At 70.3% G+C, this 17,123-nt stretch carries 14 protein-coding genes; 12 read left to right on the top strand and 2 right to left on the bottom strand.

All coding sequences use genetic code 11. The features are described 5' to 3' along the window. Nucleotides 1-22: 22 nt before the first annotated feature. Nucleotides 23-1,342 carry a phosphoribosyltransferase family protein gene (locus AC0VYL_RS10990; RefSeq protein ID WP_475462536.1) on the top strand — a complete coding sequence of 440 codons (1,320 nt, stop codon included), beginning with the start codon at nt 23-25 and terminating at the stop codon, nt 1,340-1,342. 153 nt (nt 1,343-1,495) lie between these two features. Here the strand turns inward: AC0VYL_RS10990 and AC0VYL_RS10995 are convergent, their stop codons facing one another. Next, the gene (locus AC0VYL_RS10995; protein WP_017588640.1) at nt 1,496-1,795 is read right to left on the bottom strand and encodes a WhiB family transcriptional regulator; all 300 of its coding nucleotides are present in this window, start codon (nt 1,793-1,795) and stop codon (nt 1,496-1,498) included. A gap of 850 nt (nt 1,796-2,645) precedes the next feature. Between AC0VYL_RS10995 and AC0VYL_RS11000 the strand changes: the two genes are divergently transcribed. From AC0VYL_RS11000 to AC0VYL_RS11035, 8 genes are all read left to right on the top strand, one after another. Continuing rightward, entirely contained in the window at nt 2,646-3,053 is a 408-nt protein-coding gene (locus tag AC0VYL_RS11000; RefSeq protein ID WP_475462537.1) for a YccF domain-containing protein, read from the top strand. 228 nt (nt 3,054-3,281) lie between these two features. Next, a complete protein-coding gene (locus AC0VYL_RS11005; RefSeq protein WP_475483498.1) occupies nt 3,282-4,601 on the top strand; it encodes an AI-2E family transporter in 1,320 nt (439 codons plus the stop codon). Nucleotides 4,602-4,873: 272 nt separating this feature from the next. After that, nucleotides 4,874-6,472, top strand: a complete 1,599-nt coding sequence (locus AC0VYL_RS11010) for an ABC-F family ATP-binding cassette domain-containing protein (protein WP_475462538.1) — start codon at nt 4,874-4,876, stop codon at nt 6,470-6,472. Between the two features lie 278 nt (nt 6,473-6,750). After that, nucleotides 6,751-6,957 (top strand): helix-turn-helix domain-containing protein, encoded by a 207-nt coding sequence (locus AC0VYL_RS11015; protein ID WP_475462539.1) that lies wholly within the window; start codon nt 6,751-6,753, stop codon nt 6,955-6,957. A gap of 71 nt (nt 6,958-7,028) precedes the next feature. Continuing rightward, on the top strand, nt 7,029-7,871 hold the full coding sequence (locus AC0VYL_RS11020; RefSeq protein WP_475462540.1) for an enoyl-CoA hydratase/isomerase family protein: 843 nt from the start codon (nt 7,029-7,031) through the stop codon (nt 7,869-7,871). Between the two features lie 346 nt (nt 7,872-8,217). After that, nucleotides 8,218-9,816: a DEAD/DEAH box helicase gene (locus AC0VYL_RS11025; RefSeq protein ID WP_475483054.1), complete on the top strand. Its 1,599-nt coding sequence runs from the start codon at nt 8,218-8,220 to the stop codon at nt 9,814-9,816. A 184-nt stretch (nt 9,817-10,000) separates the two neighbouring features. Then, the gene (locus AC0VYL_RS11030; protein ID WP_475462542.1) at nt 10,001-11,608 is read left to right on the top strand and encodes an alanine/glycine:cation symporter family protein; all 1,608 of its coding nucleotides are present in this window, start codon (nt 10,001-10,003) and stop codon (nt 11,606-11,608) included. Nucleotides 11,609-11,686: 78 nt separating this feature from the next. After that, nucleotides 11,687-12,019, top strand: a complete 333-nt coding sequence (locus AC0VYL_RS11035; RefSeq protein WP_475483055.1) for a hypothetical protein — start codon at nt 11,687-11,689, stop codon at nt 12,017-12,019. A gap of 79 nt (nt 12,020-12,098) precedes the next feature. On the opposite strand, the gene AC0VYL_RS11040 is transcribed toward AC0VYL_RS11035, so the two are convergent. Then, entirely contained in the window at nt 12,099-13,460 is a 1,362-nt protein-coding gene (locus tag AC0VYL_RS11040) for an MFS transporter (RefSeq protein ID WP_475483056.1), read from the bottom strand. A 157-nt stretch (nt 13,461-13,617) separates the two neighbouring features. Between AC0VYL_RS11040 and AC0VYL_RS11045 the strand changes: the two genes are divergently transcribed. From AC0VYL_RS11045 to AC0VYL_RS11055, 3 genes are all read left to right on the top strand, one after another. Further along, nucleotides 13,618-14,694 (top strand): permease, encoded by a 1,077-nt coding sequence (locus tag AC0VYL_RS11045; protein WP_475462545.1) that lies wholly within the window; start codon nt 13,618-13,620, stop codon nt 14,692-14,694. Next, complete coding sequence (locus AC0VYL_RS11050; protein ID WP_475462546.1) at nt 14,691-15,506, top strand: TIGR03943 family putative permease subunit; 816 nt, start codon at nt 14,691-14,693, stop codon at nt 15,504-15,506. Before AC0VYL_RS11045 ends, AC0VYL_RS11050 begins: the two co-directional genes overlap by 4 nt. A gap of 153 nt (nt 15,507-15,659) precedes the next feature. Further along, nucleotides 15,660-17,078: a sensor histidine kinase gene (locus tag AC0VYL_RS11055; protein WP_475462547.1), complete on the top strand. Its 1,419-nt coding sequence runs from the start codon at nt 15,660-15,662 to the stop codon at nt 17,076-17,078. The last annotated feature ends 45 nt before the right edge of the window (nt 17,079-17,123 follow it).

Raw genomic sequence — 17,123 nt, forward strand, 5'->3', positions numbered from 1 at the left:
CGGCCCTGGCGCCGGTGAGGACATGAACCCGGTACCCGTCTCACTGCCCTTCACCGACCGTTCCGAGGCCGGACGACACCTCGCGGAGAGGGTGCGCCCCTACGCCGTCAACGACCCGATCGTGCTGGCCCTGCCGCGTGGCGGGGTCCCGGTCGGAGCGGAACTCGCGGAACGCCTGGACGCCGACTTCGACGTGCTCATGGTCCGCAAGATCGGCCTGCCCGGTCATCCCGAGACCGGGGTGGGCGCGATCGCCGAGGACGGACAGGTCATCTACGACGACCGCGCCCTGGCCCGGATGCGGGTGCCCCGTCAGGCGCTGTCCGACACCGTGGCCTCCGAGCGGGACGAACTCGACCGCAGACGCCAGGCCTACCGGGGGGACCGCCCGTCGCCGAGGATCGCCGGCCGCGACTGCGTGGTCGTCGACGACGGGGTCGCCACCGGCGGCACCGCCCGCGCGGCACTGCGCATGCTGCGCCAGGCGGGTCCGTCGCGTCTGGTCCTGGCCGTGCCGGTGGCGGCGCCGGAGGCGTTGGAGGCGCTCCAGGAGGAGGCCGACGACGTGGTCGTGCTGTCCGCGCCGGAGAACTTCCAGGCCGTGGGGGAGTGGTACCGGGACTTCGACCAGCTGTCCGACGGCAGGGTCATCCAGATCCTCTCCGAACGCGAACGTCTCCCACGGGGGCCCGACGTCTCGCGGGGGGTGCGGATCCGCGCGGGCCAGGTCTACCTGGACGGCGACCTCACGATGCCCACGGCGCTGCGCGGCGCGGTGGTGATGGCCTTCGGAGAGGGCCAGGCCGACCCCCGGTGGAGGGCGACCGCCTCGTCCCTGCGCCGCGCGGGGTACGCGACCCTGCTGCTGGATCTGCTCACGGGTGAGGAACGGGCCGACGACGGCGCGGAGGGCGGCGGGGAGACCGACACCGGTGTGCTGGGGGAGAGGCTGAGCGCGGCGGTCACCTGGCTGCGGCGCGCCACCGACGCGGCCAGCGAACCCCTCGGCCTGCTGGGTTCGGGGCCCGCCGCCCCGGCCGCCCTGGTGACGGCCGGGCAGCGGCCGGAGGACGTGGGCGCGGTGGTGGTGCACGGCGGACGCGTCGACCGCGCGGAACCGCACCTGTCGTCGGTGCGGGCGCCGACCCTGGTCCTGCTGGAGAGCGGGGACTCCTTCGTCCGCGAGCTGGGTGAGTGGACCCGGGGCCGGTTGGGCGGGAGCTCCGAGCTGAGGGTGGTGTCCGGGGCCGAACAGCTGCTGCGGGGAGACCTCGGGTGGCGTCAGGTGGCGGTGGAGACGCTGGACTGGTTCGACCGGTACCTGTCACGCGGGCCGGGGTGAGCCCCGTTCCGGCCGCGGGGCCGGGTGCCGGTGGCGTCCGCCCGGGAGGAACGCGGAAACGAGAAAACCCGCGGCGCCCTCGACGTACTACGTCGGGGCGCCGCGGGTTATCGGGGCCGGGGCCAGCGGGGAGAGATCCGCTCGGCGGGAACTCTAGGCGGCGTTGGCGCGGCGCATGCGGCGACGGCGCTCGGAGGCGCGCTCGTCCTCGTTCAGTCCGCCCCAGGTGCCGTACTTCTCCGGACGCGAGATCGCATAGTCCAGGCAGTCGGTCCGCACCGGGCAGGCCGCACAGATCTCCTTGGCCTTGCGCTCGCGAATCTCCCGCTCCGGCTGGCGTTCGCCATCGGGGCCGAAGAAGAGCACAAGGTCCTCGCCCCGGCACGCGGCGGCATCCTGCCACCCCCAGCTCGGGCGGGGGCGCAGCGCGGCCTGCCGACGTACCTGAGACATGCTTGAACCACCTCTACTGAAATCACTAGTAAGCTGTCTGAAAAAGCTTCAGTCACCAAAAGTTGGTCATGCGGCGTGAGGCACCCCGCACGACGCAAACGTCGAGCGGTGTTGACGTTGTTCCCCGGTGTGGCTGAGACCACGAGAAGCGCCATCACGGAGGCGATGCCTACCGATGAAGGGGTGCTCTCACGCGAACGGCCGCGGAGGCGGTGACAGTCTCCGTCTGTGCCGGTACGTAATCATGCCATCCCCACTCCCGATCCTGCACGGGGGGTGGAGAAATTGCTCATCCAACCGTTACCGAAACCTGATGCTTGGCGTCCGGTCTCTGGTTGTCTGTCAGATTCTGTCGCAAATCGCCAGAACTACCGTCTTGCGAAGGACACAGCACATCGTATGGGGCGATGTCCCTCCTGCCTAGGGGGTCCTCCTGATGCGCCGATCACATTGTGGTCTGCCCATGCTCGCGAGATTGGGTGTGACCGTATGTCCTCACACAGTGCGACGGGCTCCGGGAGCCGAACCGCCTTGCCAGTAGGGTCGGTGTATCGCGTGGCGCCTCATGGCGCGCCGTCCCCCCGAGCCCCCTCCCAACCCGCGCGCGGGCCCGCGGCACCCCCGGACCCCCGGCCGCCGCGTCGCCCCTCCCGCCAGGATCCGGGTCCCCCGGTCCAGGACGCCCCTTAGGGGAAGGATCAGGGAAACAGGGAGGAACAGGTCATGGTGCGTCCGCGTCCCAGACGATAGAAAACAGGGTGCGCTCGTTCTCCGTTCTTTCCCGAGGGAACGCGCACCACCCGCCCACGGGACCGGACAAGCACGGGACCGAACCAAGGAGACGAACACCGTGGCCCTCTTGAGGCTCATCCTGAACATCATCTGGCTCTTCGTCGCCGGATTCTGGCTGGCAGTCGGCTACGTCATCGCCGGCCTCATCTGCTGCCTCCTCATCGTCACGATCCCCTTCGGTATCGCGTCCTTCCGTATGGCCAGCTACGCCATCTGGCCCTTCGGGCGCGACCTCGTGCGCAGGCCCGGTTCCGGCGGCGGCACCACCGTCATGAACGTCATCTGGCTGATCGTCGCCGGCTGGTGGCTGACCATCGGCCACATCACCACCGCGCTCGCCCTGGCGATCACCATCATCGGCATCCCGATGGCGTGGGCCTCGCTCAAGATGATCCCGGTGGCCCTGGCCCCGTTCGGCAACGAGATCGTGCGCGCCGGCCACCCCCGGGAACCCTGGCAGTTCTGAGACGACCGGCCCCACCGGAACCGTTCGGCCCCGAGGGGGTCGAGCGGTTCCGTGCGACCGGCCGACCTCCCACGACGTCCGGCGGAACCAGAACGCCCGCCGGTGCATCTCCCTGACATCCCCTCCCACATCCCCCGGAACAGTGTCATCACGTGGCCGTCGCCTCCGGAGCGGTCACCGCGCAGCAATCCATAGATCGGAGTCCATGTGCAAGCCCAGCGGCCGGGAGTGTGGGCGCTCCTGAACAGGTGGCTCGTCGCCCGCCGAGCCCGAGCCGAGCGCCTCGCCCAGATCGAGGCGCAGGAGAAGGCCGCCGAAGCCGAACCCGAGGTGGTCGAGGAACCCGCCCCCGAACCCGAGGACGTGGGCGCGGGCGACCTGCTCAGGGTGGTCAGCGACGTCGCCTGGCGGATGCTCATCATCGGGGTCGTGGCGGGACTGCTCGTCTACGCCGTCATCTACCTGTCCGTCGTCACCCTCCCGATCATCATCGCGGTGTTCGTCACCGCGCTGCTCATGCCGCTGGCCAAGTGGCTGCGGAGCAAGGGGATGGGCCGCGGCTCCTCCACCGCCGTCTCCGTCCTCACCGCCCTGGTCGTCCTCGGCGGCGTGATCACGATGATCATCCAGCCGGCCATACAGGGCTTCGACGGGATGATCGCCAGCGTCTCCAGCGCCCTCACCGGGCTCCAGGAACTCCAGATCGAACTCCCCTTCGGTCTGGAGGCGGACCCGGCCTTCATCACCAACGCGTTCACCAACGCCTGGGACCAGATCCAGGGGATGATCACCGACAACACCCAGGAGCTGGTCAACGGCGCCTGGACCGCCGGTGCGGCAGTCCTCCAGATCCTGATCAGCCTGGTGCTGATCATCGCCCTCACCGTGTACTTCGTGCACTCGGGCGACAAGCTGATCGACTGGTTCGTCACGCTGCTGCCGCCGAAGTCCCGCCCGGGCCTGCGGCACGCCAGCGGTGTGGCCTACGGCGTGATGGGCCGCTACGTGCGCGGAGTGGCGATGGTCGGCTTCATCGACGCCGTGGGCATCGGCATCGTCCTGCTCATCTTCCTGGACGTGAACCTCGCGATCCCGCTGATCGTGCTCACCTTCGTGGGCGCGTTCCTCCCGGTCATCGGCGCCTTCCTCACCGGTCTCCTGGCCGCGCTGGTGGCCCTGGTCGCCGAGGGCTGGGTGGTCGCCCTGATCATCGTGGCGGCGGTCGTCGTGGTCCAGCAGGCGGAGAGCAGCATCTTCGCGCCCCGGATCTACGGCCAGGCCCTGGAGCTCCCCTCGCCCATCGTGCTGATCGCCATCACGGCGGGCGGCATCCTGGGCAACATCCCGGGCATGTTCCTGGCCACCCCGGTCGCGGCCGTGCTCGCCGCCCTGCTGCGCAACCGCCCGCCCGCGCAACAGGAGGACAGCGGCCGCGCGGAGGTTCCGGAGGGCTCCTCGACTGCTCCACCGGAGAAGGAGACGGCGGTCGTGGTCGTCGCCCCGGCACCGGACACCACGGCACGCGAGGACACCCCCGGGAGGGAGTGACCCGTCCCGCGACCCCCTCCCGCGGGAATGCGTCGCGCCCCCGGCCCCGTTGTGGGGTCGGGGGCGCACCCGTGTCCGGGCCGCACCGTGGGGAAAATCCCTCGCACCGTCCCCGCTCCATGCCGTTAGGCTGGGTCGGCCGGTCCCGAGGACACGTCCGCCGTCGCCCCGTCGCGGCGCCACCGCCGAACCAGCCCCCGCCGGGGCCGGTGCCGCGCGTGTCCCGACCGCCCCGAACCCGCCGGACCACCACCTTTGAGGATGCCCCACCCATGTTGATCGCCACCGACCTCGAACTGCGCGTCGGACCTCGACTCCTGCTGGAGCCGACGACCTTCCGCGTCGCCGCGGGGGACCGGATCGGACTGGTCGGCCGCAACGGTGCGGGCAAGACCACCATGACCAAGGTGCTCGCGGGGGAGGGGCTGCCCACCGGCGGCACGGTCACCAGCTCCGGCAGTATCGGCTATCTGCCGCAGGATCCGCGCACCGGCGACCTCGACGTGATCGCCAAGGACCGGGTCCTGTCCGCGCGCGGGATCGACGAGGCCCTCAACGGTCTGCGCGAGGCCGAGAAGAAGATGGCCAGCGACCACGAGAAGACCCGCAACAAGGGAGTGCGCCAGTACGCCCGCTGGGAGGAGCGCCTCCACGTGCTGGGCGGGTACGCCGCCGAGTCCGAGGCCGCCGCCATCGCCTCCAGCCTGGGCCTGCCGGACAAGGTGCTGTCCCAGCCGCTGCACACGCTCTCCGGTGGTCAGCGCCGCCGGGTGGAGCTGGCCCGCATCCTGTTCAGCGGTGCGGACACGCTGCTGCTGGACGAGCCCACCAACCACCTGGACGCCGACTCCATCGTCTGGCTGCGCGACTTCCTCAAGCACCACCAGGGCGGGCTCATCGTGATCAGCCACGACGTGGAACTGGTCGAGCACGTGGTCAACAAGGTGTTCTACCTGGACGCCAACCGCAGCACCATCGACATCTACAACATGGGCTGGAAGCTGTACCTGTCCCAGCGGGAGGCCGACGAGCGCCGTCGCCGCCGGGAGCTGGCCAACGCGGAGAAGCAGGCCGACACCCTGCGCAAGCAGGCGGACCGGTTCCGGGCCAAGGCCTCCAAGGCGCGCGCCGCTCAGCAGATGCTCAACCGCGCCGACAGGCTGTTGGACGGGGTCGCGGGGGTGCGCCAGTCCGACAAGGTCGCCAAGCTGCGCTTCCCGGACCCGGCGCCCAGCGGTCGCACGCCGCTGACGGCCGAGGGGTTGTCCAAGTCCTACGGTTCGCTGGAGATCTTCGCCGGTGTGGACCTGGCCATCGACCGTGGCAGCCGCGTCGTCATCCTGGGCCTGAACGGCGCGGGCAAGACGACCCTGCTGCGGCTGCTCGGCGGTGTCGAGGAACCCGACACCGGTGAGGTCGTCCCGGGGCACGGGCTCAAGCTCGGCTACTACGCGCAGGAGCACGAGACCCTGGACGTGGACCGGAGCGTGCTGGAGAACATGATGAGCGCGGCCCCGAACCTGCCCGAGGTCGAGGCGCGCAAGACCCTGGGGTCGTTCCTGTTCACCGGTGACGACGTGAGCAAGCCCGCAGGTGTGCTCTCCGGTGGGGAGAAGACCCGGCTGGCCCTGGCCACCCTGGTGGTCTCCAGCGCCAACGTGCTGCTGCTGGACGAGCCCACGAACAACCTGGACCCGGCCAGTCGCGAGGAGATCCTGGCGGCGCTGCGCAACTACAAGGGCGCGATCGTCCTGGTGACACACGACGAGGGCGCGGTGGAGGCCCTCCAGCCCGAGCGCGTCATCATGCTGCCCGACGGTGTCGAGGACGTGTGGAACGCCGACTTCGAGGACCTCATCGCGCTGGCCTGATCCGTCGGGCCCACGCGCCGGAGGACCCCGGCCCTTCGCGGGCCGGGGTCCTCCGCGTGTCCGGGGACGGTGCGCGCCGGGCCGTGCCTGGGCGGCGGCGACGCCCAGACCACCGGGAGGTTCACTCGGCCACATTTCGGGCCTGGTTAGCGGTCTTCCGAAACCCGGCCCGATCGGCGTGGCGCCGGGCGAATGTGGCGGGGCGTGAAAGGGATGTCCGATCATGGCAGTGGTTCCGGACGGTGGGAGACCCCACCACCGTGGAAGGGAAGAGAACTGTGAGTGACGCGTTGAGGAAGGGCACCCGAGTGTCGGGAGCGGACCGTTCCGAGCTGGCCGCACAGCTCAGGCGCCGCTACGACGAGGGTGAGAGCATCCGCAGTCTGGCGGCCGCGACCGGTCGCTCCTACGGTTTCGTGCACCGGTTGCTGAGCGAGGCCGGAGTGGAGCTCCGGGGGCGCGGTGGGGCGACACGCAAGGCCTGATCCCGGCGGTGAGCCCGGGGTTACCGGCGAGTAGGGTCAGTGGGTAGCCAACCGACGCGACGGAGGAACCCATGGCACAGGACCCGCGGGAGTCCGGGAGACAGGAACTGCCCACCGGGGAGGAGCTGACCCGGGCCGGACTGGGGCTCACGGTCGAGGGCGCGGTCGCCCGCGTCACCATCAGTCGCCCGGAGCGCCGCAACGCGATGACCGGACGCACCTGGACCACCCTGGCCCACATCGGCCAGGCACTCCCGGACGATGTCCGAATTGTCGTCATCGCCGGGGAGGGGGACATCTTCTCCGCGGGGATCGACCTCAACATGTTCACCCCCGAGGGAGTGGACGGGGAGCGCTCGATCGTCGCCGGGCTCGCGGACGGTTCCGCCGACGAGGCCGACCTGGACGCCTACATCTCCGAGCTCCAGCAGGGGTTCCTCTGGCTGCGCCGACCGGACCTGGTCACCATCGCGGCGGTGCGCGGCCACGCCATCGGCGCCGGTTTCCAGCTGGCGCTCTCCTGTGACCTGCGCATCCTCGCCGACGACGCGCGGTTCTGCATGAAGGAGCCCGCACTGGGGCTGGTGCCGGACCTCACCGGCACCAAGCCCCTGGTGGACATCGTGGGCGTGCACCGCGCCACCGAGATCTGCCTGACCGCCCGCAAGGTCGGCGCCGAGGAGGCCCGCGAGCTCGGTCTGGCCACCCTGGTCGTCGGTGTCGACGAGCTCGACGGCGCCGTGGACGACGCCGTCGCCGCACTGCTGGCCACCAACCCCGAGGCCGCCGTCGCGACCAAGGCGCTCCTCCAGCAGGCCGGGGACAACACCCTCGAAGAGCAGTGCGCCGCCGAGCGCCGTGCCCAGGTGGGACGCCTCACCGCCCTGGCCGGGGCCATGGCGCCGGGAGCCTGACGGAGCAGGGGGGACGGGTGGGGGGAGACCGGTATCACCGGTGAAAAACCCCCATCCCGTCCCCGCTTCCGAATGATCTCTAGTACGCTGCTGCAAGCGGTCGATGAATGCCGCGCGCATCCGAGCGCGCCGGGCCGCCAAGACGCGGAGAGCGTGTCGACGACGTTCGACATCACTCTTGACCCGAAGAGCACACGAGCCCACACAGCCAGGGCCGCTTCCGCGTGTGATCAGGCGCGTTTGTGTGATTTCTTCGCTGGGTCCGCTGTGACCGTGTGGAGCCTTCCTCGAAACGCCGCCAAACGATGAGGAAGGTACACGTCACTTGACGACGGACACTGCCGTAATGCCCGCTTTCGACAGCCTGGGGCTTCCCAAGGACATCGTCGACGAGCTGGCCAAGAACGGTGTGACCAACCCGTTCCCGATCCAGGCCGCGACCATTCCCGACGCCATCGAGGGCCGTGACGTCCTCGGGTGCGGGCGCACCGGATCGGGCAAGACCCTGGCCTTCGGCCTGCCGGTCCTGATGCGCTGCGCCGAGCAGCGCGCCGCCGCCAACCGCCCCCGGGCCCTGATCCTGGTCCCCACCCGCGAGCTCGCGCACCAGGTGCGCGACGCCCTGCGCATCTACGCCCGCGTCCTGGGCGTCAAGGTCGGCGACGTCGTCGGCGGCAGCTCCTACACCCGACAGATCAACGAGCTCCGGCGCGGTGTCGACCTGCTGGTCGCCACCCCGGGCCGTCTCACCGACCTCATCGACCAGGGCGCCTGCGACCTGGGCGACGTCGAGATCTCGGTGCTGGACGAGGCCGACCAGATGTGCGACATGGGCTTCATGCCGCAGGTCAGCGAGCTCCTCGACCAGGTGCGCCCCGACGGCCAGACCCTGCTCTTCTCCGCCACCCTCGACGGTGACGTGGACAAGCTGGTCCGCCGCTACATGAAGGACCCGCAGACCCACTCCGTGGACCCGCCGGTCTCCCAGGTCACCACCATGGAGCACCACCTGCTCAAGGTGCTGCCCCGCGACAAGAACAAGATCGTCGCCCAGATCGCCGCGCGCGACGGACGCACCATCCTGTTCGTGCGCAGCAAGTACCGTGCCGACACCATCAGCGAGCAGCTGATCGAGGCCGGTGTGCCCTGCGCCTCCCTGCACGGCGGCAAGACCCAGAGCGTGCGCACGCGCACCCTGGCCAAGTTCCGTGAGGGCAAGATCCAGGCCCTGGTCGCCACCGACGTCGCCGCCCGCGGCATCCACGTCGACGGCATCGACCTGGTCGTCAACATCGACCTGCCCACCGGCCACAAGGACTACCTGCACCGTGGCGGCCGGACCGCCCGCGCCGGTTCCTCGGGCGCCGTGGTCTCCCTGGTCGCTCCCAACCAGCGCCGCATGGCCCGACGTCTGCTCAGCGACGCCGGCGTCGACGCCAAGCAGCACCTGGTCAACCCCGGTGACGAACTGCTCTCCGAGGTGACCGGTGCCAAGGAGCCCAGCTGGGAGCCGTGGATCGAGCCGCCGGAGCCCGTCCGCGAGCGTCGCGGCCGTGGCGGCCCCCGTCGCGGTGGTTACCGTGGCGGCGGCGGTGGCGGCTACCGCGGTGGCGGTGGCGGCGGTTACCGCGGCGGCGGTGGCTACCGTGGCGGCGAGTCCCGTGGCGAGGGCGGTTACCGTGGCGGCGAGCGCCGCAACGACCGCGGTGAGGGCGGTGGCTACCGTGGCGGCGAGTCCCGTGGCGAGGGCGGCTACCGCGGTGACGGCGGTTACCGCGGCGAAGGCGGCGGCTACCGTGGTGGCGAGGGCGGCGGCTACCGTGGCGGCGACCGTCGCGGCGGTGGCGGCTACCGTGGCGGGGACTCCCGTGGCGGGGACTCCCGTGGGGGTTACCGTGGCGGCCCGCGTCGCAACGACCGCTACGACTCCGCTCCGCAGCACTAGCGCCGAGCGTCACTGAGGCACCCGAGGCGGGTCCGACCACAGGTCGGGCCCGCCTCGTCATCGTTTACGGTCCTTTACCGCCCCTTCGCGTGTCCCAGGCGACCGAAACCCCCGCCCAAGTGGACAGTTGGTCGGAAAACCCCGATACCGAAAGCGGGGCCGCACACCGCTCGAAGGGGAACGAGTGACCGTCCTCAACAACGCTCTGGTCGCCCTCAACGACTTCTTCTGGACCTTCTTCCTCATCCCGCTGCTGGTCATCCTGGCCATCTACTTCACCGTGCGGTCCGGGTTCGTCCAGATCCGTCTCCTGCCCGAGATGTTCCGGGTCATGCGGAGCAGCCCGGGGACGGCCCCCGACGGCGGCAGGGAGATCTCGGCCTTCCAGGCCTTCGCCCTCTCGGCGGCCTCACGGGTGGGGACCGGCAACATCGTCGGCGTGACGCTGGCGATCATGCTGGGCGGCCCCGGCGCGGTGTTCTGGATGTGGCTGATGGCCGGGGTCCTGGGCGCCGCGTCGTTCGTGGAGTCCACCCTCGCCCAGCTGTACAAGGTGCGGACCGACACGGGCTTCCGGGGCGGTCCGGCCTACTACATGCTCTACGGACTCGAGCGCCGCTGGATGGGCGTCCTGTTCGCGGTCATCATCACCATCACCTTCAGCCTGGTGTTCAACTCGGTGCAGGCCAACGGCATCACCGGCGCGATCGGCACCTCGGTCGAGGAGTTCGGGGTCCCCACCGGCTTCTGGTTCGACGCGGTGATCGGCCTCGGGCTGGCCGCGCTGACCGGAGCGGTCATCTTCGGCGGGGTGCGGCGCATCGCCAACGTCGCCCAGGGCCTGGTCCCCCTGATGGCGATCCTCTACATCCTCCTCGGCGTCGCCGTGGTCATCGTCAACATCGACGCCGTCCCCGGGGTGGTCAACAGCATCTTCGCCCACGCCTTCGGTCTGCGCGAGGTGGCCGCGGGCGGCGTGGGCACCGCGATCCTGTGGGGGATGCGGCGCGGCATGTTCTCCAACGAGGCGGGTCTGGGCTCGGCGCCCAACGCGGGTGCCACCGCCTCGGTCTCCCACCCGGCCAAGCAGGGCCTGGTGCAGACCCTGGGCGTGTACTTCGACACCTGGCTGGTCTGCTCGGTGACGGCGTTCATCGTGCTCCTGTACAGCACCGAGTTCGTCCCCGGTCAGGAGCCGATCGTGGTCGCCCAGATGGCGCTCCAGAGCTCGCTCGGCGGCTGGGCCATCCACGCCCTCACCGTCATCCTGTTCCTGCTGGCCTGGACCTCGCTGCTGGGTAACTACTACTACGGTGAGTCCAACCTCCAGTTCCTGGACGCCGACGACAGGCACCTGACCTATTTCCGGGCCGCCGTCCTGGCCTCCATCTTCATCGGCTGCATCGCGCCGCTGACCCTGGTGTGGAACCTCGCGGACATCGCCATGGGGGTCATGGCCACCGTCAACCTGCTGGCCATCGCACCGCTGTCCACGATCGCCTTCCGCCTGCTGGGTGACTACAGCCGCCAGCTCCGCAACGGGCTGGACCCGCAGTTCAACCTCGCCAAGATGCCGGACCTGCGGAACGTGCACTGCTGGGGCGACCCCGGCGGCCCGTTGCCCGACGAGGTCGAGCGGTCCGCGGGCTCCGCGCCGAGCGACGCCGAGCCGCAGGACGAGCCGATGCCCGGCGGCGAGGGCACGCACGGCCCCGAACAGGACCACGACGGCCACCGCCCGGACGACGGCGGGGCTTCCGAGGACGGCCGGGAGCCCGGCCGGGACGACTAGGGCCCACGGAGCAGGGACGATGCGGGAACCCCCTCCGCGGGCTTGGTGCCGCACCGGGACGGATGATGGGATGCGGGGATGCGACCCGACGAAAGCACCCCCGCACTCTCCGACATCCTGAGGTCCCAGAGCAGGGACGAGGAGGTGGTCGACCACGACATCCTCGCCGAGCTCGTCAGGGACGCCATCGGGGTCCTCTCCAGGACGAAGCACGAGGAGCGGTCGAAGGACACCCCCGATCAGAAGCGGATCGAGGCGGTCTCCGAGCGTCAGGTCAGGCTCTCGACGGCCCTCCGGGAACTGCGCGCGGCGGACGCCGGAACGGCCGACCGGTTGCGAGCCGAGAGCCTCGCGATCATCGACCAGGGGCCGCTCCGACGCGTGGGGAACCCGATCCCCGGCCCCGAGTAGGTGAGATCCCCCCATCCGTGAACGCGGCCGGGGCCGGCCCGGTTCGGCCCCGGCCCGTCTGCTGACACGGGCCCGGAGGTCAGGGGCTCGGTTCGGCGGGGGCGCCGCCCTTGGGGACGGAGGACAGGTCGGATCCCCGGGTCTCCCGGGCGAACACCACCGCGACCAGGGTGACCACCCCGACCCCGGCCACGTAGGCGGAGATCGGCACGCTGGTCCCGAAGGTCGCCAGCAGCGCCGTGGCGATGAGCGGGGCCAGCCCGCCCGCCAGGATCGACGCCAGCTGGTACCCGATGGAGGCCCCTGAGTACCGCACGCGGGTGCTGAACAGCTCGGAGAAGAACGCCGCCTGCGGGCCGTACATGGCGCCGTGCAGCAGCAGGCCCACGGTGGCGGCCAGGGTGACCGACCAGAAGGTGCCGACGTCGATGAGGGGGAAGAACGCGAAGCTCCACGCGGAGACCCCCAGCGCGCCGACCGCGATCACCGGTCGGCGGCCGACGACGTCGGACAGGGCGCCCCACATCGGGATCGTCACCAGGTGGACGGCCGAGGCGATGAGCACGGCGTTCAGCACCGCGTCGTTGGCCAGCCCGGCCTGTTGGGTGGCGTAGACCAGGATGAACGCGGTGACCACGTAGTACGACACGTTCTCCGCCATGCGCACGCCCATGGCCACGAGGGTCTCGCGCCAGTGGTGGCGGAGCACGTCCAGGATGGGCGCGCGCTCCGCCCCACGGTCGCTCGCGGCCTTGCGGGAGGCCTCCTTGAAGACGTGGGACTCACTCACCGCCAGCCGGATCCACAGGCCGATGAACACCAGGACCCCGGAGAGCAGGAACGGCACGCGCCAGCCCCAGTCGAGGAAGGCCTGGTCGGTCATCACCACTGCCAGGACCGCCAGTACCGCGGTGGCCAGGAGGTTGCCGCAGGGCACCCCGGCCTGTGGCCAGGAGGTCCAGAAGCCCCGGTTGCGGGCCTCGCCGTGTTCCGCGACGAGCAGGACGGCCCCGCCCCACTCGCCGCCCAGAGCGAACCCCTGGATCACGCGCAACAGCGTGAGCAGCAGGGGAGCGGCGGCGCCGACGGCGGCGTAGGTGGGCAGCAGGCCGATGGCGAAGGTGGCGCCGCCCATGAGGAGCAGACTCAGGACGAGCAGCTGTTTGCGGCCGATCCGGTCGCCGAAGTGCCCGAAGACCAACCCGCCCAAGGGCCTGGCGACGAAGCCGACCGCGTAGGTGGTGAAGGCCAGCATGGTGCCGACCAGGGGGTCGGACTCGGGGAAGAAGACGTGGTTGAACACCAGGGCCGCGGCGGCCCCGTACAGGAAGAAGTCGTACCACTCGATGGTGGTGCCGATGAGACTGGCCGTGACGACGCGGTGGAAGGGGGTCTTCGGAGCGTCTCCGACCTCGGAGGACGGTGTCGTACTCGGTTCCATGCCCGCTCACGCTAGGGACCGGGGAAGCCCCTGACTATGGGGGCTGTCGGCACACTTGCCCGCTCCGCCATGTGTGGAGCCGCCACGGATGTACAAACGAAAATCATTTTCGGTTACCATTCGGGAAGTCCCCAACCGAACCCGACGGAGTACTCCCGTGTCCGAACGGACCACATCGGAGCGCGACTCCGCGCCCGATCCCTCACTCGGTGACTCGATCGCCCGCGACTGGGGCGACCAGGGAGACGAACTGCCCCCCTCCGACTGGGGGCGGCGCACGGACTCGCGCCGCACCGGGACGGTCTGGCTGTTCGCCCTCCTCATCACCGCGATGGCGGTGGCCCACTCCTGGCTCACCGACGAACTGACCAGTCAGGCCTTCCTGGCCTGGGCGACCATCTTCACCGCCATCAGCTTCCAGGCGCTGCCCTTCCTGGTCTTCGGGGTGGCCCTGTCGGCGGCGCTCGTCGCTTTCGTGCCGACCTCGGCCTACCAGCGTTTCATCCCGAGCAAGCCGGGACGGGCGGTGCCCGTGGCCGGTGCCTCCGGAGCGCTCCTGCCCGGGTGCGAGTGCGCCTCCGTGCCCATCGCGGGGAGCCTCATCAAGCGCGGGGTCGCTCCGGCGGCGGCGCTCACCTTCCTGCTCGCGGCGCCGTCCATCAACCCCATCGTCATGATCGCCACCGCCGTGGCATTCGCCGGGCAGCCGGAGATGATCCTGGCCCGCTTCGTGGCCTCGCTGCTGGCCTCGGTGGTCATCGGCTGGATCTGGGTGCGCTTCGGCAAGGCCGACTGGCTGCGCCTGCCCTCGCGGACCCACGCGCCCGGGGCGTCGAAGTGGCAGGTCTTCCGCGAGTCGATGCTGCACGACATGATGCACGCGGGCGGTTACCTGGTGGTCGGCGCGCTCGCGGCCGCGACCCTGAACGTCATGGTGCCCCGTGAGTGGCTGCTGGCCGTGGCCGAGCGGCCCATCGTCTCGGTACTGGTGCTCGCCCTGCTGGCCATCCTGCTCTCGATCTGCTCGGAGGCCGACGCCTTCGTCGCGGTCAGCCTCACCGACTTCTCTCCGACCGCCAAGCTCGCGTTCATGGTCATCGGGCCCATCGTGGACCTCAAGCTGATCGCGATGCAGGCCGGGGTGTTCGGCTGGCGCTTCGTCGCCCGCTTCGTCCCGATCTGCCTTGTGGTCGGTCTGCTCAGCACGTTCCTGATCGGAGCCGTCCTCCTGTGAACCGGATCGCCCAGGGGCTCACCCTCGTCCTGCTCGGCGCCGCCGCGCTGACCAGCACGGTCCCCACCAACCTGTACCTGAACTGGGTCAAGGCGGGTTTCGGCCCGTTCCTGATCGCCGCCGGAGTGGTCATGGTGCTGCTCGGCGTCCTGGTCATCGTCGCGGAGCTGCGCGGTGAGAGCCACGCCCTGGACGAGGAGGACGCGGTCCCCGAGGAGGCCTCGGCGCGTTCGGAACTCGACCACGCCGCCGCCGAGTACGGAGGCGGAGGGAAGGACCACGGCCACGACCACTCGGTCGCGCCCGGGGTGGCGTGGCTGCTCCTGCTCCCCGTGTTCGCGGTGTTCGTCATCGCGCCGCCCGCGCTCGGTGCCTACACGGTGGAGAGCACCGGAGCCTCCTCCGGCCCGCCGCCCCGTGACGAGCGGGCGCCCTCCCGGTTCACCGACGAACTGTCACAGGCCGCCCCCGAAGACGTGGTCCCGCTCGACATCCAGCAGTTCGTGATGCGCGCCTGGATCGACGAGGAACGCGAACTCTCCGGTCGCGAGGTCGAGCTCACCGGGTTCGCCGTGCCCGCCCAGGACGGGGAGGGCTGGTACCTGGCCAGGTTGCAGATGGCCTGCTGCGCCGCCGACGCGGTGGTCAACAAGGTGCTGATCACCGACCATCCGGCACCGGAGGCCGACACCTGGTGGACGGTGCGCGGCACCTGGGTGGAGCCGGAGGGGGACCTGTACGACGTCTCCCAGCACGAGATCGCGACCACCTCGGTCGAGGAGGTCACCAACCCGCCGGACCCCTACGAGTAGTCCGGAGTCCCGCCCCGCGAGCGTCCTCCCGCTCGCGGGGCGGCGCGGGGGGCGAAAGAACCCGTGTCGGGATCTCGCACACCTTCGTACGTTTCGGTCGCCACACCGGTGACCCTTCAAGGGTTTCTTATTGCCCTGAGTAACAATGGGTGCGTGGCAGAACGGTACGAGCGATCCTGGAGACCCTGGCGCGCACTACGTCCGCGCAGTATCCGAGCCCGGGTCACACTCGGTGCCGTCGCCATCCTCGCCCTGGTCATCTGTGTTCTCCTCAGCGCCTCCATCCTGCTGATCCGGGAAGTCACCCTGACCGAGCTCCGGGACCGGGCCGCCGAGGGAGCCCGGCACGTGGCCGACCACATCATGACGGAGCGTTACGACGGTCCGATTCCGGCCTCCGAACCCATCCTGCGCTTCCAGGTGGTGGACTGGGAGACCGACGAGGTCCTGGCGTCCAGTGTGGCCCTGAGCGGGGTGCCGCCCCTGAACGAGCAGGACCCCGCGCCCGACGACTTCCGTGTCGACGACTACGTCTGCGACGTCATCCCCGAGGACGACACCGGGGACTGCTTCCAGGTGGTGGGGTACGTCGTCAACGGCTCCGTCTACGGCGACAACGTCATGGTGCTCGCCGCCACCCGCACCCCGCTCATCCTGGGCGACAAGGTCCTGGAGCTCGTCCTGATGGGCGCCTCGGCCCTGCTGATCTTCGGCTCGGGTTTCGTCATCTGGTACGGCGTCGGCCGGGCCCTGCGCCCGGTGGGGCGGATCAGCGACGAGATGGAGCAGATCTCCGTCAGCGACCTGCACCGCAGACTCCCGCTGCCCAAGAGCGACGACGAGATCGCCCACCTGGCGCGCACCGCGAACTCCAGTCTGGCCCGTTTGGAGGAGGCGGTCACCCGGCAGCGCCGGTTCGTCTCCGACGCCTCCCACGAACTGCGCAACCCGATCGCGGGGATGCGCACCAAGCTGGAGGTCGAGCTCTCCGATCCCGACCCCGACCTGCGCGCCCGGGAACGGCTGCTGACGGGGCTGCTCTCCGACACCGAGCGGTTGGAGAACATCGTCGGGGACCTCCTGGAGATGGCCCGCCTGGACACCGACCAGGCGGTGTCACGCGAGCGGGTCGACCTCGCGGAAGTCGCGCGGCAGGAGTTCTCCGGCCAGCCCGGTCCGCCCCAGCTGTTCCTGCACGCATCGGAACCCGTGTACGCGCTGGTCAACCGGTTGCGCATCGTTCGGGTGCTCACCAACCTCGTCGCCAACGCCACACGCCACGCCAACGGCCGAATCGACGTCATCGTGCAGCACCACGAGGGAGCGGCCGTGGTCGAGGTGCACGACGACGGGTCGGGCATCCCGGTCAAGGACCGGGAACGCGTCTTCGAGCGGTTCGCGCGGCTGTCGGAGTCCAAGGAGCGCGACCCGGGCGGCAGCGGCCTGGGACTGGCCATCTCCCGGGAGATCGCGGGCGCCTACGGCGGCACCCTGGTAGCCGGGCACAGCGACCTGCTCGGCGGTGCCCTCTTCACCCTGCGCATCCCCGACCCACCGGAGCGGAGCCAGTGACAGCCAAGAAGCGCGAACCCGCCGAGCGGCGACCGGAACGGCAAC

The sequence above is a fragment of the Nocardiopsis sp. iso_238 genome, from assembly GCF_056173325.1.

Excerpts from the sequence above, each read along its gene's own strand:
- AC0VYL_RS10990 (WP_475462536.1), top strand. The coding sequence starts at position 23 with ATGAACCCGGTACCCGTCTCACTGCCCTTCACCGACCGTTCCGAGGCC.
- AC0VYL_RS10995 (WP_017588640.1), bottom strand. The coding sequence starts at position 1,795 with ATGTCTCAGGTACGTCGGCAGGCCGCGCTGCGCCCCCGCCCGAGCTGG.
- AC0VYL_RS11010 (WP_475462538.1), top strand. The coding sequence starts at position 4,874 with ATGTTGATCGCCACCGACCTCGAACTGCGCGTCGGACCTCGACTCCTG.
- AC0VYL_RS11020 (WP_475462540.1), top strand. The coding sequence starts at position 7,029 with ATGGCACAGGACCCGCGGGAGTCCGGGAGACAGGAACTGCCCACCGGG.
- AC0VYL_RS11025 (WP_475483054.1), top strand. The coding sequence starts at position 8,218 with ATGCCCGCTTTCGACAGCCTGGGGCTTCCCAAGGACATCGTCGACGAG.
- AC0VYL_RS11035 (WP_475483055.1), top strand. The coding sequence starts at position 11,687 with ATGCGACCCGACGAAAGCACCCCCGCACTCTCCGACATCCTGAGGTCC.
- AC0VYL_RS11040 (WP_475483056.1), bottom strand. The coding sequence starts at position 13,460 with ATGGAACCGAGTACGACACCGTCCTCCGAGGTCGGAGACGCTCCGAAG.